Below are 26,442 nucleotides of genomic sequence, written 5' to 3'. Positions count from 1 at the left end.
CCCGCCCCCTAGCCTCGCCGGAACATCACGAACGAGGGGGTACCGCGTGAAGTGGCTCATCCACGACTACCGAGAGAGCGATCTCGCGGCGGTCGTCCACCTGATCGACACCACGGCCGAGCTCGGCCAGGAGTCCGTGTTCTCGCTCGCCGAGTGCATCGGCGCGCTGACCTCCCGCCAGCCGGCCGTCGTCGCCGTCCACCAGGGCGTGCCCATCGGCGCCGCGCTCGCCTGCGTCGCGGGGGAGCGAGCCTGGGTGATGCGGATCGCCATCGCGTCGGCCTGGCGCGGCCGGGGCCTGGCCAGCGCGCTCCTGGTGGAGCTGGAGCGGAGGCTCCTCGCCGCCCGGGTCGGCCGGATCGCCTACGTCCTGCCCGAGGAGGACCTCTTCGGCGAGGGCCTGCTCAACGCCGGCTACACCCGGCGCCCGGCCGTGGCGTACTTCGAGAAGGTCGAGCCGCTGCACGGCCCCGCGGCCAATGTCCTGGAGGACCTGGGCGGGCGGTTCCTGCCCGCCGACCTGTGGGCCAAGGTCGCCGGCATGGAGCCGGAGAAGGACCTGATCGAGCGGCGGGTCGTGCTGCCGCTGGCCGAGCCGGAGCGGGCCGCCCGGCACGGGGTGCAGCCGCCGCGTGCCATCGCCCTCTTCGGCCCGCCGGGGACGGGCAAGACCACCTTCGCCCGGGGCATCGCCTCCCGGCTGGGCTGGCCCTTCGTGGAACTGCTGCCGTCCCGGCTGGCCGACGAGGGCAACCTGGCGGCGGCGTTGCGCAGCGCGTTCGCCCGCATCTCCGAGCTGGAGCGGGTGCTCGTCTTCATCGATGAGGTCGAGGAGATCGCGCCCGTACGCACCGAGCCCGCGCAGCCCGGCGGGATGCACGGCGTGACGAACGAGCTGCTCAAGCTGATCCCCCGCTTCCGGGAGGGCGACGAACGGCTGCTGGTCTGCGCGACCAACTCCATCCGCTCGCTGGACCCGGCGTTCCTGCGCCCGGGCCGCTTCGACTACCTGATCCCGATCGGTACGCCGGACAAGGAGGCGCGCGCGGCGATCTGGTCGCGCTACACGCACGGCCGGTCGGACGTCGACGTGTCCGTCCTGGTCGCGGCGAGCGAGCTGTTCACACCCGCCGACATCGAACACGCGGCGCGGATCGCGGCCCAGGCCGCCTTCGAGCGGGACCTGGGCGGCGCCGCCGCGCAGGACCACGAGCAGGCGCCGGGCGCGAGCACCGAGGACTACCTGGAGGCCATCGCCCAGTGCCGGCCGACGGTGACGCCCGCGATGATCGACCAGTTCCGCGCGGACATCACCTCGCACGCGCGGTTCTGACCGCCCGTGCGGAGCGCGCGTGCGGCCCACCGAGGCCCGCCGAGCCGTGTGGCGCCGCGTGTGCCGCACCGCGCGCTGTCGCCGCGCTCACACCGTCTTCGTCGCGCCTCCGTCGATGACGTGGTCCGCCCCGGTGGTACTGCCGGCGAGGGGGGAGGCGAGGTACGCGACGAGCGCGGCGACCTCGGCCGGCGCGACCAGCCTCCCGGTGACCATGCCCATGGCGGTCGGCAGCTGTGCCAGGAGCTGTTCCTGCGCCATGCCCAGTGACCTGGCCAGTTCGGCCCCGTAGCCGTCGGGGCTCTCCCACATGTCCGTACGCACGGGGCCGGGCGACACCGTGTTGACGCGCACGCCATGGGGGCCGAACTCCTCGGCCAGCGCCTTGCCGAACGCGCTCAGCGCGGCCTTCGCGGTGGTGTAGGTGACGGGCCCCGCGTGCGGAGTGCGGGCGCCGGTGGAGGAGACGTTGACGAGGGCGCCCCGGCTGCCGGTGAGGTGGGGCAGGGCGGCCCGGCTGGTGCGGACCGCCGCCAGGAAGTTCAGGGTGAACGCGTCGTGCCACTGCTGGTCGGTGAAGCCGAGGAAGCCGCCCGTCTGCCCCTCGCCGGAGTCGCCGCCGCCGACGTTGTTGACCAGGAGATCCAGGCCGCCGAGCTCGGCTACGCCCTCGGCGACGAGCCGGGCGGGGCCGTCGGGCGTCGCGAGGTCCACGGACACGCAGAGCGCGCCGGTGGCTTTGAGCTCCGGTGTGACCGTCCGCGCCCCGGCCACCACCCGCATTCCCTCGTCCACCAGCGCCGAGACGATGGCCAGGCCGATTCCCCTGCTCGCGCCAGTGACGACCGCGGCCTTGCCGCGCAGCTGCAGGTCCATGGTGTACCTCCCCGAAAAACAAACCTTGGATGATGCAGAGACAGTAAGACTTGCAACATCAATGTTGCAAGTAGCGGGCGAGTGGCGACTGTCCCGTAGGCTTGCCGGGGAACGTCGGAGAGAGGGAGCCTCGTGGATCGGGAGAGCCGGGAACGTCTGGAGAGCCGGGAGAGTCTGGGCAGTCGGCGGCAACGGCCGTTGCGCGCGGACGCGGAGCGCACGGTGAGGACGATCCTGGCGGCCGCCGAGCGCGTCCTCAGCGTGAACCCGGCGGCCACGATGGAGCAGATCGCGGAAGCGGCGGGGGTCGCCCGGACGACCGTGCACCGCCGGTTCACCAGCCGCGACGCCCTGGTGGACGCGCTGCACGCCTGGGCCGCCCAGCAGTTCCACGAAGCCGTGGCCGACGCCCATCCGGACAGCGCCCCACCGCTGGTCGCCCTCTATCAGGCGACCGCCAACGTCCTCCGGGTCAAGATCGGGTGGGGGTTCGCCATGAGCAGCGCCCCCTCGGACGACCCCGAGGTGGCGCGCGTACACGCCGACGTCCTCGCTCAGTGCGACCGCCTGTTCCGGCGCGCGCGGGAAGCCGGCGTGCTGCGCCCCGACACGGACCTGGAGTGGGCGCGCCGCGTCTACTACGCCCTCATCCACGAGGCCGCCCAGAGGCGCTCGGACGAAGCCGACGACGTCGACGAACTGGCGACCCTCGTCGTGGACACCCTGCTGCGCGGTGTCGGCGGGCCCGGCCGGACCCTCAGCCCCTGAGCGGCTCCGGCGGCCGAGCTCCCGGTGGCGAGGGGCTGTGACCGGCTACGCGGACGGTGGGCGAAAGAGCCTCAGGAGGACATCGCCGCGCGCTCGGCCGCGCTGCGCAGAACGCAGAATTCATTGCCTTCGGGGTCGGCGAGGACGGCCCAGCCGGCGCCATCGGGTTCCCGGCGATCGGCCACGAGGGTGGCACCGAGGCCCAGCAGTCGCTCGACCTCCTCTTCGCGCGAGGTCTCGGGGCGCAGGCACAGGTGGAGCCGGTTCTTGGCCGTCTTCGGCTCCGGCACCTGGTTGAAGTACAGCAGTGGGCCTTCCGGCAGGGGCACCGCGGTCTCCACGTCACCCGGCTTGCTCTCCGGATCAAGCGGACGACCGAGCGCCTTGCTCCAGAACCGAGCCAGCTCGTAGGCATTCGCACAGTCGATCGCCACGTTCTGCACCACCGAAACCATGCACGGGATCCTGCCGGGAGCTCCGCCCGTTCGGCAAATACCGCGGCGGCCGGACCGCGGTGACACCGGCGCGACAGACCGCTGGAAGCGGCCGGCACCGGCGCCCGGCCCTCAGCGGCCGCGTACGAAGTCGTACGCCGCCCGCGCGGTGAACTCCCCCTGCCCGCCGCGCAGCAGCAGCCCCGCCGTCCGGAACGCGGGGTCGTCGGCCGTCGACGGTACGTACGGAACGGCGATGCAACGCATCCCGGCCGCGTGGGCCGCCGCCGCGCCGGGCGGGGCGTCCTCGACGACCACGCAGTGCCCCGGCTCCACGCCGAGCCGCCGCGCCGCCTCCAGGAACACGTCGGGCGCGGGCTTGCCCCGCTCGACCTCCTCGGCGGAGACCAGCGTGGCGATGTACGCGTCCAGGCCCGTGCCGCCGAGCACCGCCTCGATCGCGGTGCGCGAGGAGCCGGACGCCACGGCCATCGGCACGCCCTCCCGGTGCAGGAGCTCCACGAATGCCCGCATCTGCGGGAAGACCTCGGTCGCCGCGCGCGCCAGCTCCAGGTAGTGGCGGTTCTTGCCGGCCAGCAGCTCCTCGAGCGGCGCGCCGAGCCCGTACTCCTCCTTGAGCGCCTCCAGCGTCTCGCGCGTCCCGATGCCGATGAAGTCGGTGTGGCGCTCCCAGGTGAAGCCGGTGACGCCGTGGCTCTCCAGCAGCCGGCGCCCGGCCTCGTAGTAGTTGGGCTCGCTGTCCACCAGCGTGCCGTCGAGGTCGAAGAGGACCGCGGCGTTCACGGGCGCTGCGGGCGCGACGCCCGCCCCACGGCCTCCACCAGGGGCAGCAGCCGGTGCGGCACGCGCTCGCGCAGTGCCATCTCCGTCCGCGTACGCACCACGCCCGGGATCTGGATCAGCCGCTGGATGACGTCCTCGAGATGGCCGTTGTCCCGGGCCACGACCCGGGTCAGCAGGTCCCCGCCGCCGGTGATCGAGAACGCCTCCACGATCTCGGGGACGGCGGCGAGCGCCTCGCCCACCTCGTCCAGGTGCCCCTGCGTCACCTCGATGTGGACGAACGCCAGCACGGGATGCCCCAGCGCGGCGGGGGAGAGGACCGGCCCGGTGCCGGTGATCACCCCGTCCCGCTCCATCCGGTCCAGACGCGCCTGGAGCGTGCCGCGCGCGATGCCCAGGATCCGGGCGTACTCGCGCACACTCGTGCGCGGCTGTTCGATCAGCAGCCGCAGAATCCGGGTGTCGAGCTCGTCCACTGCCACGGGACGTGACAGTACCAAGCGAGGACCAGGCGGATGTCTCAGCCGAGGCTCGCCAGCAGCTCCTCGCACGCCTGCTCGCACCGACGGCACGCCTCCGCGCAGACCCGGCAGTGCTCGTGCATGTCGGCGTGGCTCTCGCACTCGTCCCCGCACGCCTTGCACACGGTGGCACACGCCCGCACGACCGCGCGGGTGATGTTGGCGTCGTAGCCGGTGTGCCGGGAGAGCACCGCCGCGGTGGCGTTGCAGACGTCGGCGCAGTCCATGTCGGTACGGATGCACTTGGTCAGCTCGCCCACCATCCCCTCGGACAGGCAGGCGTCCGCGCACGCGGTACACGCCTGCGCGCAGGCGACGCATGCTTCGATGCACGCGGCCATCGCCTCCCTGTCCACACCGCCGAGATCGGCCGGGTAGGTGTTCAGCATGTCCTTGACCGATGTGGTCATGTCTCCTCGCCTCCTTGCTGCCTCCGCGTTCGCTCACGCTGACGGGTGCACCGGCGGCCCCCGGCCAAACAACCCCAGGCGGCCCGACATGACAGGCGCGGCGGACGGGTACGCGGCGCGCGATGGTCGGGAGGCCGCGATGGAGATCACCACCATGGAGATCACGGAGGAGCGTCCCTACCGCTTCCGCATCACACCGCACCGGGACATGCGGGTCCCCGGGGTGGTGTTCGCGTCCCGGCGGCTGCTGCGGGACGCCGAGAAGTCGCTGGAGCAGGTCGTCAACGTGGCGACCCTGCCGGGCATCGTCACCGCCTCGTACGCGATGCCGGACATCCACTGGGGCTACGGCTTCCCCATCGGCGGGGTCGCCGCGACCGACGTCGACGAGGGCGGGGTGGTGTCACCCGGCGGCGTCGGCTTCGACATCTCCTGCGGGGTGCGGCTCCTCGCCGCCGACTGCGACCGGCGCGCCCTGGCGCCGGTGCTGCCGCAGCTCATGGACGGCCTGGGCCGTGCCGCCCCCCACGGCCCCGGGCGCGGCGCGGTCTGGCACCTGAGCGGCACCGGGCAGCTCCGCCGCGTACTGCAGGGAGGCTCGCGGTACGCGGTCGAGGAGGGCCACGGAGAGGAGCGCGACCTGCTGCGCTGCGAGGACGCCGGGGCGGTCCCCGACGCGGACGTGGGCGAGGTCGGCGAGCGGGCGATGCAGCGCGGCCTCGAACAGGTCGGCAGCCTGGGCGGCGGCAACCACTTCCTGGAGGTCCAGGAGGTGGACGAGGTGTACGACGAGCCGGTCGCCCGCGCCTTCGGCCTTTCCCCCGGCCAGGTGTGCGTGATGATCCACTGCGGCTCCCGGGGGCTGGGGCACCAGGTGTGCAGCGACCATGTGCGGGTGATGGACAAGGCGATGGCGCGCTACGGCATCACCGTGCCCGACCGCCAGCTCGCCTGCGCCCCGGTCGGCTCACCGGTGGGAAAGTCGTACCTCGGGGCGATGGCCGCGGCCGCCAACTACGGGCGCGCCAACCGCCAGATGCTCGGCGAGGCGGCGCGCCGCGTCTTCCGCCGCACGGCAGGAGCCCGGCTGAGCCTGGTGTACGACGTGTCCCACAACCTCGCCAAGATCGAGCGCCATCCGGTGAACGGCAGCACCCGCACCCTCTGCGTCCACCGCAAGGGCGCCACGCTCGCCCTCCCGCCCGGCCACCCCGGCCTTCCCGAGGACCTGCGCGCCGTCGGCCAGCCGGTCCTCATCCCCGGCACCATGGGCACCGCGTCGTACGTCCTGACCGGGGTGCCCGGCGGAGACGCCTTCCACTCCACCTGCCACGGCGCGGGCCGGGTGCTGAGCCGCCACGCGGCCCTGCGCGCGGTCCGCGGCGAGGAACTGCGCGCCCGCCTGGAGTCGCAGGGCATCGCGGTGCGCGGGGCGTCCTGGCGCGGCCTGGCCGAGGAGGCACCGGAGGCGTACAAGGACGTCTCCGAGGTGGTCGAGGCGAGCGAGGGCGCGGGCCTCTGCCGCAAGGTGGTGCGCCTGGTGCCGCTGGGCGTGGTGAAGGGCTGAGGACCGGCCCGGACCGTCAACGCGCGGGTCGGGCCGTCACACGTCGACCGTCGCCGCGCACGACCAGCCGTACGGGCCCGGGGAGAGGTGGAGGTCGCTCCACGAGACGGCCTTCGGGGCCGCGCCGACGACCGGGACCCGCGACAGCTCCGCCACCGCGAGCCGGACGTCCAGCCCGCCGTCCGTCATCTCCGCCTCGACGTCCACGGGCACCTCCCCGTGCACCTCCAGCCGGAAGATGACCTCGTCGAGCAGGGCGGCCAGCAGATCGTCGTCGTCGGTCTCGTCGAACCGCACCTGCCGTACCGCCGTCGGGCGTACGCCGCCGAGATCGGCGAAGCACTCCACCATCCCCAGCACGGCCTCCGCCAGGCACAGCTCCCGGGACGAGCCCCAGGCCTCGATCCGTACGTCCGCCGTGTGCGGCACCGTCCGGTGGCCGCTCTCGCCCTGCCGTCCGGACGCCTGCTCGTCGCCGTTCGTGTCGTCGTCATCCGCGTCGCCGATCATGACGAGCACTTGCCCTCAATGAACCGGACATATGCCGCCATTCCTCCGCCAGGGAGGACAATGAAGCAGGGGCGCCGCGCCGCTCGGCCGAGCGCCCGGGCCTGCCTGCGGTTCCTCGGGGAGACGAGCGACGATGAAGGGCTCACTTCGTGTCGGACGGGTTTTCGGTGTGCCGCTGCGGATGCACTGGAGCGTCCCGCTGCTCGCCGTCCTCTTCGCGTACGGACTGGGGCGCCAGACCCTGCCCGCCTGGGCCCCCGGGCAGCCGGACGCGGTCTACACCGTCGCCAGCGCCGTAGGGGCGCTGCTGCTCATGGGCAGCGTCCTGCTCCACGAAGCCGCGCACGCCGCGGCGGCGCGATGGAAGCGGATCTCCGTCGACGACGTGACCCTCTGGGCGCTGGGCGGGGTCACCCGGATGGACAGCCCGACGACGGCGGTGGCGGCGTTCGTGGTCGCGGTCAGCGGGCCGCTCGCCAGCCTGGTCGTCGGCGGCGCCGCGCTCGGGGCGGGCATCGGACTGCACGGGCTGACCGGCTGGCCGGTGCCCGCCGCCGTCCTGGTGTGGCTCGGCTGGATGAACCTGCTGCTGGGCGTTTTCAACCTGCTGCCCGCGGCCCCACTCGACGGCGGGCGGGTGGTGCAGGCGGCGCTCTGGTGGCGCACCGGCGACCGGGACCGCGCCGAACGGGCGGCCGGCCGCAGCGGCCAGGTCATGGGCGTGCTGCTCATGGTCCTCGGGTGGGTCTCCGTGCTGCGCGGGATGACCGGCGGCCTGTGGCTGCTGGTGATCGGCCTGTTCATCACCGTCGTCGCCGGCGCGGAACGGCAGCGTGCCGTCCTCCGTACGGCCCTGCGCGCTGTGCGGATGGCCGACGCCATGTCCACCCCGGTGGTCACCGGCGCCGACTGGCTGACCGTGCGGGCCTTCATCGACGAGGCGGCGGCCGGGCACGGCCACTCCGCCGTGCCGCTGGTCGACTTCGAGGGCCGCCCCAGCGGGGTGGTGGAGACCGCCCGGCTCGCCGCGGTCCCGGAGGCGCGCAGGGACGAGCTGCGCGTGCGGGACGTGGCCACGCCGCTGTCGCGGTGCGCGCTCGCGGCCCCGGACGATCTGCTGAGCGAGTCCCTGGACAAGCTCCGGCCGGGCGCCGGAGGGCGCTTCCTCGTCGTGGACGAAGGGCGCCTGGTCGGGATCGTCACGGCGAAGGACATCGCGCGGCTGATGCGGCGGCACACCTTGCGCGGCCCCGGGAGCCGGTGAGCGTACGGCCGGAAAGAGCGTTGCCCTGGCGGCGGCCGTCCGCTGCGCTGAGGGGGTCGGCGACATACGGGGCGGAACGAGGAGGGCGAGATGCCCGCGAGGCACTCGGCGCGCGAGGGATTCGGACCGTGGACGCCGTACCCCACGCCGGTGGTGTGCGCGTCCGTCTCCCTCGGATCGGCGGGACTCCTGCCGGTGCTCGGTGCCGTGCGGTGGCTGCACCACCCGGTGCCCGCCCTCGCCGCGTACTGCGTGCTCACCGCTTTGGTGAGTCTGCGCGCGAGCGTGCGGGCGGTTCCGCTCGCCGCGGCCGTGGCGTGGATGGTGTACGACGGCTTCGTCATCCACGAACAGGGCGAGCTGACCTGGGACGGCTCCGTGGACGCGTACCGCCTGGGGCTCCTTGCCGCCTCCTCGCTGCTCGGGACCGCGGTGGCGTCGCTGAGCCGGGCCTTGGGCGTACCGCGCACGTGAGGCCCGGCGGTTCCACGGGTGAGGCCATTGGCTCCCCGCTGGCGTGCACCGTGGGGGCCTGCCTGGGCCAATGGCTCAGCAAACTGGGAGCCACTTGAGCCAACGGGCCGGACGGTGTTGTGATGGGTCCGTCGATGGCGCTGCGGACTCCGCGGCGCCTTTTTCATGCCATGCCTGTCATGTCACGTAAAGGAGGGCCGGGAAACCGTGCTGAAGAAGGTGTTCGTGGCTCCGGACCCCGGGCGACTGCGACTGCGCAGCGCCACGCGGGCCGTCCTCGGCATCGCGCTGGCGGTGGGCTTGTGCGGGACGGCCGGCCACTCGATGGTCGCCGCCATCACCGGCGGCCTCGCGGCGCTGCTCGCCCTCTTCACCGTGACGGACGCGACCGTGCGCGGCCAGGCGGTCACGACCGCGCTGCTGCCCGTCGTCGGGTTGCCCGTCCTGGCCCTGGCCGCCCTGCTGCACGACCACCCGCTCCCGCGCGACCTGGCGTTCCTCGCCATCGTGGGCGCGGGCGTGTACGCCCGGCGCTGGGGGCCGCGCGGCCACTCGCTCGGCGTCTTCGCGTTCATGGCCTTCTTCGTGACCCAGTTCCTCGGCACGGTGCCCGCGCAGCTGCCCGAGCTGTACGCCGCCGTCCTGCTGTCGCTGCTCGCCTCCTCCGCCGTACGGTTCGGCCTGTGGTGCTACGAGCGGCGGTTCGCGCCGCCCGCCGCCGTACCGACGCCGTTCGACGGCGGACGGGGACTGGGCCGGGCGACCACCCGGCAGGCGGTGCAGGCGACGGCCGCGGCCGGGTTCGCCCTGGTCGTGGGACAGGTGCTGTCGCACGAGCGCTGGTACTGGGCGGTGGGCGCCGCCTGGTGGATCTTCGTCAACACGACGTCGCGCGGCGAGACGCTGGTACGGGGCTTCCGACGGGTCCTGGGCACGGTGATCGGCATCGGCGTCGGCCTGCTCGTCGCCGTCCCGCTGCACGGTGAGCCCCTCGCCAGCGCCGCCCTGATCGGGTTTTGCGTCTTCGGCATCTTCTACACGGCGGCCGTCTCGTACACCTGGATGATGCTCGCGGTCACCGTGATGGCGAGTCTGCTGTACGGGCTGCTCGGCGTGCTGGACACCGGACTGCTGGCCCTGCGGCTCGTGGAGACCGGCGTGGGGCTGGCCGGCGCGGCGCTGGCCGTGCTGTTCGTGCTGCCCGTGACCACGCACGCGACCACGGACGCCTGGATCGCCCGCGCCCTGCGCTGCGTCCACGGCTGCACCACCGCGGCCGCGCGGCGGCTCGCGGGCGACCCGGACGCGGACCCCGCGCCGCTCGCGGCCGAACTGGAGGTGCTGCTGGGGCGGGCGAAGCTCTCCCTGGCGCCGCTCGTCCACCCGCTGAGCCCGCTGCGCGCCCGCAAGGCCCGCGCCCGCCGGGTTCTGGCCCTGCTGGACGACTGCGCCCGCGAGGTGCGCGGCCTCACGTCGGTCGCGGCCGACCCGGAGGCCTCGCACGACGCGCGGCTCGCCGCCGCGTGCTGGCGCGTGGAGATCGCGCTCCAGGCGCTGGTGGCGCCCGCGCCCGGCGCCGGTCAGCCGGAGCAGGCCGAGAACTCCGAGCAGGCCGGCCAGGGTGTCCACGCGGCGCCCCCCACCGCGGCGCCGGCTGAGCCCCCTCACCACCATCCGGTCACCGAGGCCGCGCTGCACCACCTCCACGGGCTGGAGCGGGTCCTGGTCGACCTGGCGGTGCCGCTGCGCTCCTCGCCGCGCGCGTCGGCCGCGTTCCAGAGCCTTCCCTAATGGTCTGGACCTGCTAGCGTCGCCCGCGTACGGGCGGGCGTAGGGCCGGGCGGGCGTAGGGCCGGGCGGGGGAGGGGCAACACGGTGCGGTATGCGAAGCGGGCCTTCATCGGGTCGTTCACCTCGGCCGGAGGGCGCGGCGTCGTCGCGGCCGGCGTCGACCCGGAGACCGGGGCGCTCACCGTCACCGGGGCCACGGACGAGCTCCCGGACCCGTCCTTCCTGGCCCCCACGCCCGGCGGCGCCGTGCTCTACGCCGTTTCCGAGGCGCCGGAGGGCGCTGTCGCCGCCTTCGACGTCACCGGAGCCACCCCGCGCCTCCTCGGCGCACCCGCCCCGGTGCGCGGCGCGGGACCCACGCACCTGGCGCTCGCCGCCGGGTACGTGGTGACCGCCAACTACTCCGACGGCAGCGTCAGTGCCCTGCCCCTCGGAGCCGACGGCGTGCCGGACGCCGCCGGCGGTGTCGTACACCGGCACCGCGGCACCGGTCCGCACCCCGAGCGGCAGCAAGGCCCGCACGCCCACCAGGTGGTGCGCGCGCCCGACGGCCGGCGGCTGCTCGCCGTGGACCTCGGCACCGACTCCGTCCACGTGTACGCGTTCGCCGACGGGGCACTCCTGCGACGCGGCGAGACCGCCCTGGCCCCGGGTACCGGCCCCCGCCACCTGGCCTTCCACCCCGCCGGCAGCCACGTCTACGTGCTCGGCGAGCTGGAGCCGACCCTCACCGCCTGCCGCTGGGACGCGGAGACCGGCGCCCTCGAACCCGTCGCCGCGACCCCGGTCCTGCCCGCGGGCGCGCACGCCCCGAGCCACCCGTCCGGCATCGCCGTCGCCCGCGACGGGCGCTTCCTGTGGGCCGCCGTACGCGGCGACGACAGCATCGCCGTCCTCGCCCTCGACGAGACCCGTGAGAGGCCCGAGCTGGTCACCACGGTGCCGTGCGGCGGCCACTGGCCGAGGGATCTGGCGCTGGACCCGCAGGGCCGGCGGCTGTACGTGGCCAACGAGCGCTCCGGAGACGTGACCTGGTTCGACCTGGACCCGGTGACCGGCGTGCCGCGCCGGGCCGGCGCCGTCGAGGCCCCGGCGGCGTCGTGCGTGGTCTTCGGCTGAGCACGGCCGGGGCGTATGCGGAAGGGCCCGCACCGGATGTCGTTCTCCGGTGCGGGCCCTTCCGTTACGGTCCTTGACGGCCGGGGCGTCCAGTTCAGTGGACCGGCGCGCCCTGCGGCTGCGGGGCGATGCCCAGCGCGGCCGAGTACTGCGACAGCACCAGCTTGCCGACCGCCGGATACGCGCCCAGCGGCTCGGACACCGGGCAGTTCGCGGCCTTCGCGGCTTCCTCCAGCAGGCCCTTGCCCAGCTCGGGGCCGATCAGGTACGGCGCCAGCGCGAGCTGCTGCGAACCGGAGCCGCGCAGCTGCTCGGCGACCGCGGCCACCGAGCCCTCCTGGTCCAGCGCGGCGGCCATCACCGGGACGGCGAGCCGCGCGGCCAGCAGCATGCCGGTGATGCCGGCCGCCTGCACGGCCTCCTCGCCGCCGACCGTGGCCAGGACGATGCCGTCGGCCGCCGTGGCGACCGTGAACAGCCGCGCCCGGTCGGCACGGGCCAGCCCCGCCTCGGACAGCCGGACGTGCACCGCCTCCGCGAGCAGCGGGTGCGGGCCCAGCACATCGGTCAGCTGGGCGGGCGCCCCGCTGTTCGCCACCTCATCGCGTATCCGCGCCATCAGGGCGTGGTCCGGGCCCGCCAGCAGCGGCACCACGACGGCGGCCGGGCCCTCGGGCTCGGCGACCTCACGGCCGGCGGCCTTGGCCAGCTCGTACCGCTCGACGCGCAGCGCGGCGGCCTGCTTCACCACGGCCGAGAGCGTGGGGTGCTCGGCGTCGTCGCCGTCCAGGAAACCGATCCCGGCCTCAAGGCCGGGCAGCTCGGAACGCGCGATGCTCACGACCTCCTCCGCCAGCCCGCGTACGGCGGCGGAAGGAGCGCCGGGAACGGCGAGGACGAGCGCGGGCGCGCCCTCGGGCGCCGCCACGGGTTCGGGGCGACGGTGCCGCCCGGACTGGCGGGGTCGCGGCATTCGTACAGGCAGGCCGGAAGCGGGCCCAGTGGGGGAGCTCATGTCGCCGCATGCTACTGGTTTTGCCTGCTCCCTCGCGCTGGGAGGGGGCGGTCACGGGGCCTCTGTCCGGCTATGCCCGATCAGTCGGCTACCGGCTGGTTGTATCGAGCATGCCCGGCTCGCGGGGCAGCCGCAGCGTGTCCGTGGCGAGCGCCGCCGCGACGGTCAGCGCACCGGCGAGGGGATCGCCGCCGGCGGACACGGTTCGCGCGTACGGCAGTTGCTCCGCCAGCTCGGCCCGCAGGGGTACGAGCAGGGCGTCGCCCATCGCGAACAGCCCGCCCGTGAACGCCACTTCCACGTGGTCTTCGTGGCCTTCGTGGTCCGTGTCGTCTGGGTGGCCTGTGCGGTCCATGCGGTCGGCGACCGGCGGACAGACCGCGGCGGCGGCCTCGGCGATGTGGCGCGCGGCCCCGGCGAGGATGCCGGCCGCCACCGGGTCGCCTTCCGCGCCGCACCGGGCCACCTCGGGCGCGAACGAGGCCAGCACCGCCGCCCGGTCGGGGCGCGGGTAGAGCCGCGCGGGCAGGCCGGCCGGATCGCCGAACAGCGCCTCGACGCGCGCCAGGAGCGCGGCCGAGCCGCCGCGGCGGCCGTCGTACGCGCGCAGGGCGGCCTCCAGCCCGGCGCGGCCGATCCAGGCCCCGCTGCCGCAGTCGCCCAGCAGGTGGCCCCAGCCGTCCGCGCGGCGCCAGACCGCCAGGTCCGTGCCGAGCGCGATCATGCCGGTGCCTGCCGCGACCACCGCGCCCGGCCGCTGGCCGAGCGCCCCCGCGTACGCGGTGACCGCGTCGGCCGCCAGCGCGAGCCGGTGCACGCCGAGGGAACTCCGCAGCGCGGCGGGCAGCGTGGCGCGCAGGTCGTCCCCGAGGGTCGCCATCCCGGCGGCCCCGACGGCGACCGCGGCGAGGGGGGCGGCGCCGCCGGAGGCCGGCCGTCCGGCGACGCCGGCCCGGGTCAGCAGCTCCTCGGCGGCGGGCACCAGCCGCTCCAGCAGGTGCCCGGCGTCGATGCCGCGCTCCCCGGTGCGTACCGGCTCCGCGAACGCCACGCTGTCGACGGCCCGCACACCACCGGTCTCCCCAACGGCCCCCAGGGCGACCCGCAGCCCCGAGCCGCCGGAGTCGACGCCCAGCACCCACACGCGGCCGCTCATGCGCCGCCGCGCCGCGTCACGGCAGGCGCCACTCGACCGGCTGGGCGCCCTGCTGGAGCAGGAGTTCGTTCGTCCGGCTGAACGGGCGCGAGCCGAAGAAGCCGCGGTCGGCCGACATCGGCGACGGGTGGGCCGACTCGATGGCGGGGAGCCGACCGAGCAGCGGGCGCAGATTGCGGGCGTCACGCCCCCACAGCACGGACACCAGCGGCTTGCCGCGTGCGGCGAGCGCCTTGATGGCCTGCTCGGTCACCTCCTCCCAGCCCTTGCCGCGGTGCGCGCCCGGCTTGCGGGGCGCCGTCGTCAGCGACCTGTTGAGCAGCAGCACGCCCTGCCGGGTCCACGGCGTCAGGTCGCCGTTGGAGGGCCGGGGCAGCCCGAGGTCGGTGTGCATCTCCCGGAAGATGTTCTCCAGGCTGCCGGGCAACGGCCGCACGTCGGGCGCGACCGAGAAGCTCAGCCCCACCGCGTGTCCCGGTGTGGGGTACGGGTCCTGGCCGACGATCAGGACCCGCACCTCGTCGAACGGCTGCTGGAACGCCCGCAGGACGTTCGCCCCCGCCGGGAGGTAGGTGCGTCCCGCGGCGATCTCCGCGCGGAGGAAGTCGCCCATCGCGGCGATGCGTTCGGCCACCGGCGCGAGGGCCTGCGCCCACCCCGGCTCGACGATTTCATTCAACGGTCGTGCTGCCACGGCCGTCACTCTACTGGCGCAGCGAGCCCCCTCTCACCCGGTGCCCGAGGCGCGGACCGCACCCGACCGCACCGCACCGGGCCCGCGCGCCCGGACCTCACCGGACCTCATCCGACGACCGCGGCCCGCACGCACAGCACGTCCGGCAGATGGGAGGCGAGCAACTGCCAGCTGTCGCCGTCGTCCGCGCTCGCGTACAGCTCGCCGTTGCGGTTGCCGAAGTACACGCCCGCCGGGTCGGCGTCGTCCACGCACATCGCGTCCCGCAGCACCGTGCCGTAGTGGTCGCCCTCGGGCAGGCCCGCCGACAGGGGCTCCCACGTCCCGCCCGCGTCACTCGTGCGGTAGACCCGGCAGCGGTGGTCCGCCGGGACCCGGTCCGCGTCCGCGGCGATGGGGAACACGTACGCCACGTCCGCCTGGTGCGGGTGCGCCACCATGGCGAAGCCGAAGTCGGAGGGCAGGCCGGCGCCGATGTCGGTCCACTTGGCGCCGCCGTCGTCGCTGCGGTACACCCCCCAGTGGTTCTGGAGGTAGAGCCGGTCCGGGTCGCCCGCGTCCTGCGCGATCTTGTGCACGCACTGCCCGAACTTCGGGTGCGGGTCCGGCAGGAAGACCGCCGACACGCCGTCGTTCGACGGTGACCAGCTCGCGCCGCCGTCCCGGGTGCGGAACACCCCGGCCGTCGACACCGCGACCGTCACCAGGTCGGGGTCGCGGGGGTCCGTGACGACGGTGTGCACGGCCTCGCCGCCCCCGCCGGGCACCCACTGCGACCGGGTCGGGTGCTCCCACAGCGGACGCACCAGCTCGAAGGTCTCGCCCTCGTCCGTGGAGCGGAAGAGGGCGGCAGGCTCCGTGCCCGCGTAGACGACACCGGGAGCGGCCGGGCCCGCCGGGTGGAGCTGCCACACCCGCTCCAGCGAAGCGCCGGTGTCCTTGGGGAACTTGACCGCCGGCTGCCGCGGTTCGATCCAGGTCTCGCCCAGGTCGTCGGAGTGGAACACCGACGGACCCCAGTGCGCGCTGTCCCCGCCCGCCAGCAGGCGGGGCGTGCTCCGGCGCGTGTCGATCGCGATCGAGTACACGGCCTGCGCGTTGAAGTGCGGGCCGCCGAACTCCCACCTGCCGTCTCGCCTCCGGCCGATGAAGAGTCCCTTGCGTGTGCCTACGGTGAGCAGTACGTCGGTCATGGCCGACACCTCCAGGACGCCGTTGTCGCGGATACGGGCCAGTGTGCACCCACCCACTGACAGTGGCCGTCCTGGCGGCGTTTTCGCAGGTCGCGCGAGGTGTCAGACCCCCGGCCGGTGACGTCAGACCGACCGGTGGTACTGGTCGGGCACGTGCACCTCGCCACCCAGCTCGCGCGCCGCGTGCCGGGCCCACGACGGATTGCGCAGCAGCTCACGGCCGAGCAGCACCGCGTCCGCCTCGCCGTTGGCGACGATCTTCCCGGCCTGCGCGGCCTCGGTGATCAGCCCCACCGCGGCGACCGGCAGGCCCGTCTCCGCCTTCACCCGCGCCGCGAACGGCACCTGGTAACCCGGCCCGACCGGGATGTGGACGTGCGGCGCGTTGCCGCCGGTCGACACGTCGAGCAGGTCCACGCCGTGCTCCTTGAGCAGCGCGGCGAAACGCACCGTGTCGTCGGCCGTCCACCCCGCCCCCTCCTCCAGCCAGTCGGTGGCCGAGATCCGGAAGAACAGGGGCAGCTCCTCGGGCCACACCTCCCGTACGGCGTCGACGACCTCCAGGGCGAAGCGGGTGCGGTTCTCGAAGGAGCCGCCGTAGGCGTCGGTGCGGTGATTGCTGTGCGGGGAGAGGAACTCGTTGATCAAGTAGCCGTGCGCGCCGTGGATCTCGACGACCTCGAAGCCCGCGTCGAGCGCGCGCCGCGCGGCGGCCGCGAACTGACCGGCGATCTCGCCGATCTGCTCGAGCGTCAGCTCGTCCGGCACCGGGTGGCCCTCGTCGAAGGGCAGCGGGCTCGGGGCGACCGGCTGCCAGCCGTGCGCGTCGGCGCCGACCGGCGCGCCGCCCTTCCAGGGGCGCTCGGTGGAGGCCTTGCGCCCGGCGTGGGCGAGCTGGACGCCCGGGACCGTGCCCTGGCTCTTGAGGAACCCGGTGATCCGGCGCAGCGCCTCGACCTGGGTGTCGTTCCAGAGACCGAGGTCGTACGGGCTGATCCGGCCCTCGGGGGAGACCGCGGTGGCCTCCAGCAGAATCAGACCGGTGCCGCCGGCGGCGCGGGCCGCGTAGTGCGCGAAGTGCCAGTCGCCGGCGACGCCCGCGTTCGGTCCGAAGGCCTCGGCGCTGTACTGGCACATGGGTGCCATCCAGACGCGGTTGGGAATGGTCAGCGACCGCAGGGTGCGGGGCTCGAACAGTGCGCTCACGGCGGACTCCAATGCGCGGCGGGGCCGGTCGGTACGCCTCGTACGATAACCGTCGTAGTACGGCACCTGTCAAACTACGAGGTCTCTCGTACAATGCAGGGAACCGAGGAACCTGGAGCCCCCGTGACCGCTCTGACCACCGGAAGCACCGGAAGCACCGGAAGCACCGGAAGCACCGGAAGCACCGGAAGCACCGGAAGCACCGGAAGCACCGGAGCCGCCGGCTCCAGCCCGCGCGAACTCGCTCACCCCGCGCGCGACGACATCCGCCTCGAAGGGGTGCTCCACGCCCTCGCCGACCCGATGCGGCTGCGCGTCGTACGCGAACTGGCCACGGCGGAGTCCGAGGTGGCCTGCTCGCACATCGAGCTGCCGGTGACCAAGTCGACCACCACGCACCACTTCCGTGTCCTGCGCGAGAGCGGTGTCATCCGCCAGACCTACCGGGGCACGGCCAAGATGAACGGCCTGCGCCGCGACGACCTGGAGGCGCTCTTCCCCGGCCTGCTGGACGCGGTCCTCGCCGCCGCCGAGCGGCAGGGCGTCCGTCTCGCGGGCGCCTGAGCGGCCGGCGAAGGCGTCTACAGGGCGTCTGCCGCATCTGCCGTATCGTTCCACCGACCCGTCCGAACAGGAGCCAGCCGCCCGTGTCCTCCCCCGCCCCGGCCCAGGCGTCCTCGCAGCCCGTCCGGGTGCTGCTGGTGGAGGACGACGACCTGATGCGCCGGTCCTTCGCCGTCGCCCTGGAGCGCTACGGCTACGAGATGAGGGCCGCGGCCGACGGTCTCACCGGCCTCGAGCTCTTCCGCGACGAGCGCTTCGACCTGCTGATCCTGGACGTCATGCTGCCCGGCCTCGACGGGATCGGCCTGTGTCGCAGGATCCGGGAGACCAGCCTCGTGCCCGTCCTGATGATGTCCGCCCGGGGCGACGGCCTCGACGTCGTCGCCGGCCTGGAGGCCGGAGCCGACGACTACGTGGTCAAGCCCGTGGACACGTACGTACTCGTCGCACGCATCCGCTCGCTCCTGCGGCGGGCGACCTACGCCCCCGCCCCCGCCCCCGCCCCGGGGCCCGAGCGGACGGCTGGCGAGGAGCGACAGGTGCTGGTCTTCGGGGACCTGGCCATCGACACCGCCGGCATGGAGGTGACGGTGTCCGGGAGCCCGGTGGCGCTGACCCCGACCGAGCTGAAGCTGCTCCTCGCGTTCGCCGCCCACCCCGGTGTCGTACTGGAGCGGCACACCCTGCTGCGCGACGTCTGGGAGTACGGCTGGGACGGCGACAGCCGCGTCGTGGACCTGTGCGTGCAGCGGCTGCGCCGGAAGCTGGGCCGGGACCGGATCGAGACGGTCCGCGGCTTCGGCTACAAGCTCAGGCGCTGAGTCCGCGGTGCGCCCCCTCCGCCGGCTCCGCCCGGCCCGCACGTCCCTGCGCTGGAAGATCGCGGCGCTGGCCGCCGCCACGGCCTGCCTGGTCACGGCCGCGGTGGGCGTGCTGGTGCACCTGTGGACCGCGCGGGACATCCGCGACCGCGCCGAGAGGCAGGCCCTCAACACCCTCTACTCCGCCATGGACGTGTACCGGCGTACCGGAACGCTCGCGGACGGCGCCGAGCTCGATCCGGCCGAGCTGCCCGGCGCCCTGCGCGACCCGGCACACGGCGACCGGCGAGCCGCGTACGACGAGCGCGTCGACGGGAACCTGGGCCCGAGCGTGTGGGCCGCCCAGCGGACCGGCGGCCCCGGCAGCCCCCTGCTCGCCGTACGCGTCAACATGAGCCCCGAGCTCCACGACCTGCGCCGGCTCGACGTCACCATGACCGTGGCCTCGCTGGTCGCCCTCACGGCGGCCGCGCCGCTCGCCGTCTCCGGAGCCGGGCTGCTCGCCCGCAGGCTGCGGCGGGTCGGCGAGACCGCGAGCCGGATCTCCGCCGGGGACCTGGACGCCCGGACCGGTCCCACCAAGGGCCGCGACGAGGTGGCCGAGATCGCCGCCACCGTCGACCGGATGGCCGACAGCCTCGGTCGACGGCTGCGCACCGAGCGGCAGTTCACCGCGGACGTGGCCCACGAGCTGCGCACCCCCGTCGGCGGACTGCTGGCGGCGGCCGACCTGCTGCCGCCGGGCGAGACGGAGGACCTGCTGCGCGCGCGGGTGCGGGATCTGCGGGGCCTGGTCGAGGACCTGCTGGAGATCTCCCGCCTGGACGCCGGGGCCGAGCAGCCCGTACGCGCACGGGTACCGCTCGGCGCCGTCGTCTCCGAGGCCGTGGCCCGCACGGGCCTCGACACGGAGGTCACGGAAGTCATGGAGGTCGCGGAACTCACCGTGGAGACCGACCCGCGCCGCCTGGAGCGGATCGTCGGCAACCTGGTCGCCAATGCCCACCGGCACGGCGCCACCCCGGTACGGGTCACCGTCGAGGGCCGTACGGTCGTCGTGCGCGACCACGGCCCGGGCTTCCCTCCGGACCTGCTCCTCCACGGCCCGCGCCGTTTCCACACGGGCGCGGCGGAACGCGGCTCCGGCCACGGGCTCGGCCTGACCATCGCCCTCGGGCAGGCCCGACTCCTCGGCGCCGAACTGCGGCTCGGCAACGCCCCGGACGGAGGCGCCGTCGCCACCCTGCGCCTGCCACCGGACTGACCGCGCCGCCGGGCCTACAGAACCGATACGAAGCGGCGCGGCCACCGATACACGCCGGCCCAGGTCCCGATACATCCGCCGGACACCCTTCGACGTGCACCTTTGCGTACTCGAAGAGGAGTCCTCGTGACCACCGACCCCCTCGTGCCCCGCCCATCGACCGGGATCGCCGCCGCCACCACCGACCTGACGAAGGTCTACGGCAGCGGCGACACCCGCGTCGTCGCCCTGGACCGGGTCGGCATCGCCTTCCGGGAGGGCGAGTTCACCGCCATCATGGGACCCTCCGGCTGCGGCAAGTCCACCCTCCTCCACTGCGTCGCCGGGCTCGACACGCCCAGCTCCGGCTCCGTGCGCGTCGGCACAACCGAACTGAGCACGCTCGACGACCGGCGGCTCACGCGCCTGCGCCGCGACCGGATCGGCTTCGTCTTCCAGGCGTTCAACCTGCTGCCGACGCTGAGCGCGCTGGAGAACATCACGCTGCCGCTCGCCATCGCCGGACGCCGCCCCGACCGGAAGTGGCTGGACCGTGTGGTCTCCATGGTCGGCCTCTCCCACCGCCTCGACCACCGGCCCGCGGAGCTCTCCGGCGGCCAGCAGCAGCGCGTCGCGGTCGCCCGCGCCCTGGTCTCGCGCCCCGCGATCGTCTTCGGCGACGAGCCCACCGGAAACCTCGACTCCCGGGCCGGGGCCGACATCCTCGGCTTCCTGCGCGACTCGGTGCGCGAGCTCGGCCAGACGGTCGTCATGGTCACCCACGACCCCGCCGCGGCGGCGTACGCGGACCGCGTGGTGCACCTCGCGGACGGCCGGATCGCGAACGAGACGTACCACTCGACCTCCCACCAGGCCTGAGCGGAAGGACCGATCAGCCCCATGTTCCGCACCGCTCTGCGCTCCGTACGCGCCCACAAGGCCCGGCTCCTGATGACCGTGCTCGCCGTCATGCTCGGCGTCGCCTTTGTCTCGGGCACCCTCGTCTTCGCCGACTCCACCGCGGCCGCCCACCGCGCCGCCGCCTCCAAGAGCTTCGCCGGCATCGCCGTCACCGTGACCGAGAAGCCGCCCCCGCCCGGCAGCCCCGCCGACGAGGGAACCGGAGCCGGGGGCGTGCTCGACGACGCGCTCGTACGGCGACTGGCCGACGTACCCGGCGTCTCCGCCGTGCGCCCGTCGGCGGACGGCTCGGCGACCCTCAACGCGGCGGACGGCACCCCGCTGCGGGCCGACCGGGCCTGGTCGAACCTGGCCGCCGCCTACGTACCCGGCGAGGACGGCGAGGACAGCCGCTATCCGCTCCTCGAGGGCCGCGCCCCGGCCGACGGCGGTGACATCGCCGTGGACAGCGGCACCGCCGCGGCCGGCCGCTTCCGCGTGGGCGACACGATCACGCTGGCCACCGACGGCCCGGTCATGACCAAGCGGCTCGTCGGCATCGTCACCACCGAGGACACCCGGGTCACCGCCGGCGGCACCCTCGCCCTCTTCGACAGGGCGACCGCCCAGCGGCTCTTCGCGTCGCCGGGCCACTACACCGGCATCGACCTGTCCGCCGCGCCCGGCACCGCCCCGTCCGAGCTCGCCCGCCGCGTCACCGAGGTGCTCCCGCCCGACCGCGCCGAGGCCACCACCGGCGCCGCCCAGGCCGCCCAGCAGGCGATCCTCGTCGACACCCTGACCCGCGGCTACGAGAAGCTGCCGCTGGTCTTCGCCGGGGTGGCGCTGTTCATCGGCTCGTTCCTCATCGTCAATACCTTCACCATGCTCGTGGCACGGCGCACCCGTGAGATCGCGCTGCTGCGGGCGATCGGAGCCTCGCGCCGCCAGGTGTCCCGCGGCGTCCTCCTGGAGGCCCTCCTCGTCGGCCTCGCCGCGTCGGCGGCCGGCCTCCTGCTCGGGCTCGGCATCGCCGCCGTACTGCCCGACGTCCTGAGCACCGGCGGGAACGCCCTGCCGCGAGGCCCGCTGGTGGTCGGCCCGCGCTCGGTCGCGGCGGCGCTCGGGGTGGGTGTGGGCGTCACCGTGCTCGCCGCGTGGCTGCCGTCCCGGAGGGCGGCCGGGGTCGCGCCCGTCGAGGCGATGCGTACGGCCGCACAACCGCCCTCCGCCACCCGGTCCCGCCTCCGGCTCCGTGCGGCCACCGGCCTCGCCCTCCTCGTCCTCGGCGCGGGTCTGCTGGTGTCGCTCACCCGGGCGGAGGACGCCTCGGAGGAGAACCTGCGGACGGCGATGTTCGGCTGCGCCCTCCTCCTCGCCGCCCTGATCGTCCTGGCTCCGCTGCTCGCCGCGCCGGTGATCCGGCTGACCGGACGGCTGACCGCCCGCTTCGGGGTCATCGGGCGACTCGCCCGCGAGAACGCGCTGCGCGACCCGCGCCGCACCGCGGCCACCGCCGCCACCCTGATGATCAGCACCGCGCTCGTCACCGGGCTCGCCGTCATCGGCAACTCCACCGGGCAGGCCCTCGACCGCCAGGCCGCGGCCGGGCTCGGCGCCGACTACGTGATCGGCGCCCGCTCCACCACGACCGGTATCGACCCGGCCGCCGTGCGGCGGGTGGCCGACACCGCCGGCGTACGGACCGCGAGCGCCGTCGCGGACTCCACCCTCTTCACCGGCGGCGCGGTCCGGGAGATCTCCGGCGTCGACCCCGGCACCGTGAACGCCGTCATGAAGCTCGACTTCGTCAGCGGTTCCGCCGAGGGACTCGGGCCCGGCCGGATCGCCGTCTCCCGCACCCTCGCTCGGGAAGGCGGCCTGAGCACGGGCAGCCGGCTGGACGCCGCCATCGGCCGGAACCGGGAGCCGAAGCCGTACACCGTCGTGGGCGTCTACCAGGACAACCCCATCGCCCGCGACGCGCTGGGCGCCCGTACGGAGGTGGCCGAGGACGCCTTCCTGCCCGGTTCGGTCCAGCGGGTCCTCGTCCGCACCGACGACGGCGCGGTCTCGAAGACCATCGAGCGGCGGCTGCGCACCGCCGTGGGCGGCAACCCCCTGCTGCAGGTGCGGGACCGGGAGCAACTCGTCACCGAGGCCGCCGGCACCATGGGCGACCTGCTGAAGGTCATGTACGGGATGCTCGCCATCGGCGTCGTGATCGGCGCGCTCGGCATCGTCAACACCCTGGCCATGTCGGTCGCGGAACGCACCCGCGAGATCGGGGCCCTGCGCGCCCTCGGCATGGACCGCGCCGGCGTCCGGCGGATGATCCGCCTGGAGGCGGTGAGCGTCGCCGCGTTCGGCACCCTCCTCGGCATGGCGGGCGGCATCTTCGGCGCCTGGGCGGTCGGCTCGCTCGCCAACGGCGCGTTGGAGCAGTACTCCCTGGCGCTGCCGTGGGGGACGCTGCTCCTGACGGCCCTGCTGTCCCTCGCCGTCGGCGCGGCCGCGGCCACCGTCCCCGCCCGCCGGGCGGCCGCGCTGAGCCCGCTGGAGGCGCTGGCCGGCCCCTGACCCGTTCACGCCTCGCGGGCCGCCTCCGGGACCCGGTCGGACGCCGGCCAGACGTACGGGAGGTCGTCCGGGACCCCGGGGAAGTGGCCCCGGTAGAAGTCGGGGTCCTTGCGCACCAGCGCCGACTGGTGGCTGCGGTGGAAGGCGGGATCGCCGAGCCACGGCGGCAGCTCCCCGGCCGCGGCGAGCCCGCCCTGCGGCCGGGGCGCGTCCTCCACCGGCCGCCGCCAGGCGCGGAAGTCGCGCATCAGCGTGTCGGCGCAGGTGTCCGAGCGCCCGGTGGCCGTCCAGACGCGGCAGACGTCCAGGCCGTAGCGGACCAGCGCCTCCTCGTACCCGGTCCACATGCGGACCGCGGGATGCCTGCGCCATCCGTATCCGGGCACGGTCAGCCCGCGGAACACCTGGAGCGCCTCCACCCGCTGCTTGCCCAGCCGACGCGGATCCAGGGCCTCCGCCGAACGGGTGAAACCGGAGTAGGGCAGGAAGGTTTGCATGAGATGTCCCTACCCGAAGTCGAAGGAGTCGGCCGCCCACGGCACCGAACACCCTCCGATGCCGGTGCGAGGAAATTCGCACGCACGAGCCAAGGGTGACGGCCACCCGTATCCGCCGGTCAGGGGCCCTGTCGCGCTGCCAGACTCCGGGGCAGGGAACACGCCGGCAGGGCGTGGGCCGGGTGGGGGCGGCGAGACGGGATGGGCGTGACCGAGCGCGGTACGACCGGTGGTGCCGCTCCGGAGGGGACGGGGGCGGGCGTGACGGATCACGGCGTCCCGCGCGCACGCGCGGCGACGGAGGACCGACCGGACGGGCGGCAGCGCGGCGACGGGCCCGGCGGGCAGCGGCAGGGCGACCGCGACGGGCCGGGCGGGGAACGGCGGAGCTCAGGGCCCGGCGAGCAGGGGCGGGACGGTGCGCCGGCGCGTGCGGTGCCGCGGCACGTGGCCTGCGTGATGGACGGCAACGGCCGCTGGGCGCAGCGGCGTTCGCTTCCCCGCACGGCGGGCCACCGGGCCGCCGAGACCACTGTCATCGACATCATCGAGGCGGCCCGGGCCGCCGGCGTCGAGTGGCTCAGCCTGTACGCCTTCTCCACCGAGAACTGGAACCGCCCCGGCACCGAGGTCGACTACCTGATGCGCCTGGTCCGCCGGGTCGTGCGGAAGCACGCGCCGCTGCTGCTCGCCCGCGGCATCCGCTGCCGCTTCCTCGGGGTCGCCGACCCGCGCATCCCCCGCGAACTGGCGCGGGACTTCGACGACCTGACGACGCTGACCGCCGACAACCGGGGGATGACGCTGACCGTCGCCTTCGACCACGGCGGGCGCCGCGACATCGTCGAGGCCGCACGGTCGCTGATCCGCAGCGGAACGCCCGCCGACGAGGTGACCGAGCAGCTCTTCGCGGACCACCTGCCGTTCCCCGACACCCCCGACGTGGACCTGGTCATCCGCACCTCCGGCGAGCAGCGCATCTCCAACTTCATGCTCTGGCAGGTCGCCTACGCCGAGTGGGTCTTCCCCGAGGTGCTCTGGCCGGACTTCCGGGCCCCCGACTTCCTCGCCTGCCTGCACACCTACCGGTGCCGCGACCGCCGCTTCGGCGGCGTGGCGCCCCGGACGAACGGAGACCCATCATGACGACCGGAACCACGGGAACGGCCGACCAGGCGCCCCTGTTCGGCCCCGAATCGCAGTTCCGCGCCTTCTTCGACGACCCGCGCTGGGCGCTGGCCATGATCCGCGCCACCGTGCTGGAGGCCGCTCACCCGCAGATCGGCGCCGCCCTTGTCGACAACTCCACCTTCGTCGCCCACCCCTGGCGGCGGCTCCGCAACACCTTCTTCAGCATGAGGCGCATGTTCGACACCGACCCGGCGGTACGCGAACGGGAGGCTGCCCGGCTCAACCGGCTGCACGCCCGCATGAGCGGCTCCGACTCCCGCGGCCGCGCCTACGACGCGATGGACCGCGCGACCCGCGCCTGGGTGGTCGCCACCCTCTTCGAGAGCGCCGTCACCATGTGCCGGCTGAGCGGCCAGCCGCTCGACCAGGACACGATGGAGCGGATGTACGGGGAGTACCGCGCGTTCCTCGCCGCGCTCGACGGCGACGCCGGGGAACTCCCCGACGACCTCCACGACTTCTGGCGGTACTTCGACCGGGTCGTCGAGGACGAGCTGGAGAACACCGAGGCGGCCCGCGTCATCCTCTACCGCCTCTTCGACCACCTGCCCGCCCCGGCGCTGCTCGACGGCGCGCCCACGCTGTGGGCGGCCGGCCGGGCGGTCGCCGGTCCGCTCCTCGGCGCGCTCACCGTCGCCTCGCTCCCCGAGGCGTACCGGCGCCGGGCCGGCCTGCCGGAGATGCCCGGCGCCCCTACCCTCATGCAGGGCGCCTACCTCGCCGCCGGGCTCGCCCGCTTCCTCCCCGCGGGCTGGATCAACGCCGAGAGCATCATCGAACTCCTCTCGCTCTCACCAGGCAGCGACGACCCCCGCGCCCGGACCGTGGCCGCCCTGCGCGCTCGCATGAAGCAGGCGTCGGCCCTGCTCCGCCTCCTTTCACCGCTGGGCGGCGACGCCGACCCCGGACCGGACCCGGCACCTTCGGCAGGCACCGGGGAGGGCCGGCGCTCGGCGGAGGAGTTCTTCCGCCAGGTGCTGGACCAGACCGGCGACGGCCACCTCGACTGGCCCGACCTCGCCGCCATGGCCCGCGAACTCTCCACCCGCCTCGACCTGGACGAACCCGAGGAGACCCGGCTCTACGAAGCGTTCGCCGCCTGGTGGCGCGAGCTCCAGGCCGCCCTCGACACGGACGGCGACGGCCGCGTCAGCGCCGACGAGTACGCCGCCGCCGTCCCCTCCCTCGCCGGACCCGCGCTCATCCGCGTCGCCGAGGTGCTCTTCGACGCCACCGACAAGGACGGCAGCGGGAGCATCGACGCGGACGAGTACCGGACCCTCTTCCGCGCCGCCTTCCACCGCGACCTCAGCACCACCGACGGCGCCTACGGCCGGAGCGCCTTCGTGGGCGACTTCCTCTCCTTCATGGCGGGCCGCCGCGCGAGCACTCCGTACGACCCCCTCCTCGCCGACGCCTAGTAGTGCTTTGTTAGGTGGTGTCGTAGGTCTGCCAGGGGATGTCCTGCCGGCAGGTGGGGCAGGTGCCGGTCCAGGTGGCCAGGAGGTGTT

General features: G+C 74.4%; 26 protein-coding genes. 14 read left to right on the top strand and 12 right to left on the bottom strand.

Annotated elements, in window-relative coordinates; translation table 11 throughout:
* The first annotated feature begins 46 nt into the window (after positions 1–46).
* Positions 47–1,333, top strand: coding sequence for an ATP-binding protein (locus ACIRNI_RS24175; RefSeq protein ID WP_403554176.1), 1,287 nt, complete (start codon positions 47–49; stop codon positions 1,331–1,333).
* 87 nt (positions 1,334–1,420) lie between these two features.
* Here ACIRNI_RS24175 and ACIRNI_RS24170 read toward each other — a convergent pair whose 3' ends face one another.
* Entirely contained in the window at positions 1,421–2,209 is a 789-nt protein-coding gene (locus tag ACIRNI_RS24170) for an SDR family oxidoreductase (RefSeq protein ID WP_403554174.1), read from the bottom strand.
* A 222-nt stretch (positions 2,210–2,431) separates the two neighbouring features.
* On the opposite strand from ACIRNI_RS24170, the gene ACIRNI_RS24165 reads away from it, so the two are divergent.
* Positions 2,432–2,977, top strand: coding sequence for a TetR/AcrR family transcriptional regulator (locus ACIRNI_RS24165; protein ID WP_403554172.1), 546 nt, complete (start codon positions 2,432–2,434; stop codon positions 2,975–2,977).
* Positions 2,978–3,048: 71 nt separating this feature from the next.
* Here the strand turns inward: ACIRNI_RS24165 and ACIRNI_RS24160 are convergent, their stop codons facing one another.
* The 4 genes from ACIRNI_RS24160 to ACIRNI_RS24145 all read right to left on the bottom strand — a co-directional run bounded on the left by ACIRNI_RS24160 (position 3,049) and on the right by ACIRNI_RS24145 (position 5,146).
* Positions 3,049–3,432: a VOC family protein gene (locus tag ACIRNI_RS24160; protein WP_403554170.1), complete on the bottom strand. Its 384-nt coding sequence runs from the start codon at positions 3,430–3,432 to the stop codon at positions 3,049–3,051.
* Positions 3,433–3,543: 111 nt separating this feature from the next.
* Positions 3,544–4,215: an HAD family hydrolase gene (locus tag ACIRNI_RS24155; protein ID WP_403554168.1), complete on the bottom strand. Its 672-nt coding sequence runs from the start codon at positions 4,213–4,215 to the stop codon at positions 3,544–3,546.
* Positions 4,212–4,697, bottom strand: coding sequence for an Lrp/AsnC family transcriptional regulator (locus ACIRNI_RS24150; protein WP_355365297.1), 486 nt, complete (start codon positions 4,695–4,697; stop codon positions 4,212–4,214). The genes ACIRNI_RS24155 and ACIRNI_RS24150 overlap by 4 nt, the downstream gene beginning before the upstream one ends.
* 38 nt (positions 4,698–4,735) lie before the next feature.
* The gene (locus ACIRNI_RS24145) at positions 4,736–5,146 is read right to left on the bottom strand and encodes a four-helix bundle copper-binding protein (protein WP_355365303.1); all 411 of its coding nucleotides are present in this window, start codon (positions 5,144–5,146) and stop codon (positions 4,736–4,738) included.
* Positions 5,147–5,300: 154 nt separating this feature from the next.
* Between ACIRNI_RS24145 and ACIRNI_RS24140 the strand changes: the two genes are divergently transcribed.
* Complete coding sequence (locus ACIRNI_RS24140) at positions 5,301–6,713, top strand: RtcB family protein (RefSeq protein WP_403554488.1); 1,413 nt, start codon at positions 5,301–5,303, stop codon at positions 6,711–6,713.
* A gap of 36 nt (positions 6,714–6,749) precedes the next feature.
* Here ACIRNI_RS24140 and ACIRNI_RS24135 read toward each other — a convergent pair whose 3' ends face one another.
* Positions 6,750–7,223, bottom strand: a complete 474-nt coding sequence (locus ACIRNI_RS24135; RefSeq protein WP_403554486.1) for an archease — start codon at positions 7,221–7,223, stop codon at positions 6,750–6,752.
* A gap of 133 nt (positions 7,224–7,356) precedes the next feature.
* Between ACIRNI_RS24135 and ACIRNI_RS24130 the strand changes: the two genes are divergently transcribed.
* The 4 genes from ACIRNI_RS24130 (at position 7,357) to ACIRNI_RS24115 (ending at position 11,871) form a co-directional block, all read left to right on the top strand.
* Complete coding sequence (locus ACIRNI_RS24130) at positions 7,357–8,487, top strand: site-2 protease family protein (RefSeq protein WP_403554165.1); 1,131 nt, start codon at positions 7,357–7,359, stop codon at positions 8,485–8,487.
* 90 nt (positions 8,488–8,577) lie between these two features.
* The gene (locus ACIRNI_RS24125) at positions 8,578–8,961 is read left to right on the top strand and encodes a hypothetical protein (protein WP_403554163.1); all 384 of its coding nucleotides are present in this window, start codon (positions 8,578–8,580) and stop codon (positions 8,959–8,961) included.
* 207 nt (positions 8,962–9,168) lie between these two features.
* Positions 9,169–10,752 carry an FUSC family protein gene (locus tag ACIRNI_RS24120; protein ID WP_403554161.1) on the top strand — a complete coding sequence of 528 codons (1,584 nt, stop codon included), beginning with the start codon at positions 9,169–9,171 and terminating at the stop codon, positions 10,750–10,752.
* Positions 10,753–10,836: 84 nt separating this feature from the next.
* Positions 10,837–11,871 (top strand): lactonase family protein, encoded by a 1,035-nt coding sequence (locus tag ACIRNI_RS24115; RefSeq protein ID WP_403554159.1) that lies wholly within the window; start codon positions 10,837–10,839, stop codon positions 11,869–11,871.
* Positions 11,872–11,965: 94 nt separating this feature from the next.
* Here the strand turns inward: ACIRNI_RS24115 and ACIRNI_RS24110 are convergent, their stop codons facing one another.
* The 5 genes from ACIRNI_RS24110 to ACIRNI_RS24090 all read right to left on the bottom strand — a co-directional run bounded on the left by ACIRNI_RS24110 (position 11,966) and on the right by ACIRNI_RS24090 (position 17,135).
* Positions 11,966–12,886, bottom strand: coding sequence for a sirohydrochlorin chelatase (locus ACIRNI_RS24110; RefSeq protein WP_403554157.1), 921 nt, complete (start codon positions 12,884–12,886; stop codon positions 11,966–11,968).
* 88 nt (positions 12,887–12,974) lie between these two features.
* On the bottom strand, positions 12,975–14,042 hold the full coding sequence (locus ACIRNI_RS24105; RefSeq protein ID WP_403554155.1) for an N-acetylglucosamine kinase: 1,068 nt from the start codon (positions 14,040–14,042) through the stop codon (positions 12,975–12,977).
* Between the two features lie 16 nt (positions 14,043–14,058).
* On the bottom strand, positions 14,059–14,736 hold the full coding sequence (locus ACIRNI_RS24100) for a uracil-DNA glycosylase (protein WP_355367489.1): 678 nt from the start codon (positions 14,734–14,736) through the stop codon (positions 14,059–14,061).
* 107 nt (positions 14,737–14,843) lie between these two features.
* Positions 14,844–15,929: a WD40/YVTN/BNR-like repeat-containing protein gene (locus ACIRNI_RS24095; RefSeq protein WP_403554153.1), complete on the bottom strand. Its 1,086-nt coding sequence runs from the start codon at positions 15,927–15,929 to the stop codon at positions 14,844–14,846.
* Positions 15,930–16,052: 123 nt separating this feature from the next.
* Positions 16,053–17,135: an NADH:flavin oxidoreductase/NADH oxidase gene (locus ACIRNI_RS24090; RefSeq protein ID WP_403554151.1), complete on the bottom strand. Its 1,083-nt coding sequence runs from the start codon at positions 17,133–17,135 to the stop codon at positions 16,053–16,055.
* A 264-nt stretch (positions 17,136–17,399) separates the two neighbouring features.
* Between ACIRNI_RS24090 and ACIRNI_RS24085 the strand changes: the two genes are divergently transcribed.
* The 5 genes from ACIRNI_RS24085 to ACIRNI_RS24065 all read left to right on the top strand — a co-directional run bounded on the left by ACIRNI_RS24085 (position 17,400) and on the right by ACIRNI_RS24065 (position 23,243).
* The gene (locus tag ACIRNI_RS24085; RefSeq protein ID WP_403554484.1) at positions 17,400–17,699 is read left to right on the top strand and encodes an ArsR/SmtB family transcription factor; all 300 of its coding nucleotides are present in this window, start codon (positions 17,400–17,402) and stop codon (positions 17,697–17,699) included.
* 83 nt (positions 17,700–17,782) lie between these two features.
* Positions 17,783–18,520 carry a two-component system response regulator CseB gene (gene cseB, locus ACIRNI_RS24080; RefSeq protein ID WP_403554149.1) on the top strand — a complete coding sequence of 246 codons (738 nt, stop codon included), beginning with the start codon at positions 17,783–17,785 and terminating at the stop codon, positions 18,518–18,520.
* Positions 18,521–18,527: 7 nt separating this feature from the next.
* Entirely contained in the window at positions 18,528–19,784 is a 1,257-nt protein-coding gene (locus ACIRNI_RS24075) for an ATP-binding protein (RefSeq protein WP_403554148.1), read from the top strand.
* Positions 19,785–19,910: 126 nt separating this feature from the next.
* Positions 19,911–20,642, top strand: coding sequence for an ABC transporter ATP-binding protein (locus ACIRNI_RS24070; protein WP_403554146.1), 732 nt, complete (start codon positions 19,911–19,913; stop codon positions 20,640–20,642).
* A 21-nt stretch (positions 20,643–20,663) separates the two neighbouring features.
* The gene (locus ACIRNI_RS24065; RefSeq protein WP_403554144.1) at positions 20,664–23,243 is read left to right on the top strand and encodes an ABC transporter permease; all 2,580 of its coding nucleotides are present in this window, start codon (positions 20,664–20,666) and stop codon (positions 23,241–23,243) included.
* 5 nt (positions 23,244–23,248) lie between these two features.
* Here ACIRNI_RS24065 and ACIRNI_RS24060 read toward each other — a convergent pair whose 3' ends face one another.
* Positions 23,249–23,740, bottom strand: coding sequence for an MSMEG_6728 family protein (locus ACIRNI_RS24060; protein WP_403554142.1), 492 nt, complete (start codon positions 23,738–23,740; stop codon positions 23,249–23,251).
* 435 nt (positions 23,741–24,175) lie between these two features.
* On the opposite strand from ACIRNI_RS24060, the gene uppS reads away from it, so the two are divergent.
* Together uppS and ACIRNI_RS24050 are read left to right on the top strand one after the other, a co-directional pair.
* A complete protein-coding gene (gene uppS, locus ACIRNI_RS24055) occupies positions 24,176–24,886 on the top strand; it encodes a polyprenyl diphosphate synthase (RefSeq protein WP_403554482.1) in 711 nt (236 codons plus the stop codon).
* Positions 24,883–26,352 carry an oxygenase MpaB family protein gene (locus ACIRNI_RS24050; protein WP_403554140.1) on the top strand — a complete coding sequence of 490 codons (1,470 nt, stop codon included), beginning with the start codon at positions 24,883–24,885 and terminating at the stop codon, positions 26,350–26,352. The genes uppS and ACIRNI_RS24050 overlap by 4 nt, the downstream gene beginning before the upstream one ends.
* Positions 26,353–26,442: the final 90 nt, after the last annotated feature.

The sequence above is a fragment of the Streptomyces sp. NPDC093546 genome (assembly GCF_044765045.1).
Lineage (GTDB): Bacteria > Actinomycetota > Actinomycetes > Streptomycetales > Streptomycetaceae > Streptomyces.
Note: the sequence above shows the minus strand (reverse complement) of the source record. Positions and strands in the feature narration are given on the sequence as shown.

Bases quoted from the DNA above. Each gene is read 5' to 3' on its own strand.
- ACIRNI_RS24060 (WP_403554142.1), bottom strand. From the start codon at position 23,740: ATGCAAACCTTCCTGCCCTACTCCGGTTTCACCCGTTCGGCGGAGGCC.
- ACIRNI_RS24095 (WP_403554153.1), bottom strand. From the start codon at position 15,929: ATGACCGACGTACTGCTCACCGTAGGCACACGCAAGGGACTCTTCATC.
- ACIRNI_RS24065 (WP_403554144.1), top strand. From the start codon at position 20,664: ATGTTCCGCACCGCTCTGCGCTCCGTACGCGCCCACAAGGCCCGGCTC.
- ACIRNI_RS24050 (WP_403554140.1), top strand. From the start codon at position 24,883: ATGACGACCGGAACCACGGGAACGGCCGACCAGGCGCCCCTGTTCGGC.
- ACIRNI_RS24135 (WP_403554486.1), bottom strand. From the start codon at position 7,223: ATGATCGGCGACGCGGATGACGACGACACGAACGGCGACGAGCAGGCG.
- ACIRNI_RS24140 (WP_403554488.1), top strand. From the start codon at position 5,301: ATGGAGATCACGGAGGAGCGTCCCTACCGCTTCCGCATCACACCGCAC.
- ACIRNI_RS24160 (WP_403554170.1), bottom strand. From the start codon at position 3,432: ATGGTTTCGGTGGTGCAGAACGTGGCGATCGACTGTGCGAATGCCTAC.
- ACIRNI_RS24125 (WP_403554163.1), top strand. From the start codon at position 8,578: ATGCCCGCGAGGCACTCGGCGCGCGAGGGATTCGGACCGTGGACGCCG.
- ACIRNI_RS24130 (WP_403554165.1), top strand. From the start codon at position 7,357: ATGAAGGGCTCACTTCGTGTCGGACGGGTTTTCGGTGTGCCGCTGCGG.
- ACIRNI_RS24105 (WP_403554155.1), bottom strand. From the start codon at position 14,042: ATGAGCGGCCGCGTGTGGGTGCTGGGCGTCGACTCCGGCGGCTCGGGG.
- ACIRNI_RS24170 (WP_403554174.1), bottom strand. From the start codon at position 2,209: ATGGACCTGCAGCTGCGCGGCAAGGCCGCGGTCGTCACTGGCGCGAGC.
- ACIRNI_RS24145 (WP_355365303.1), bottom strand. From the start codon at position 5,146: ATGACCACATCGGTCAAGGACATGCTGAACACCTACCCGGCCGATCTC.
- ACIRNI_RS24110 (WP_403554157.1), bottom strand. From the start codon at position 12,886: ATGAGCTCCCCCACTGGGCCCGCTTCCGGCCTGCCTGTACGAATGCCG.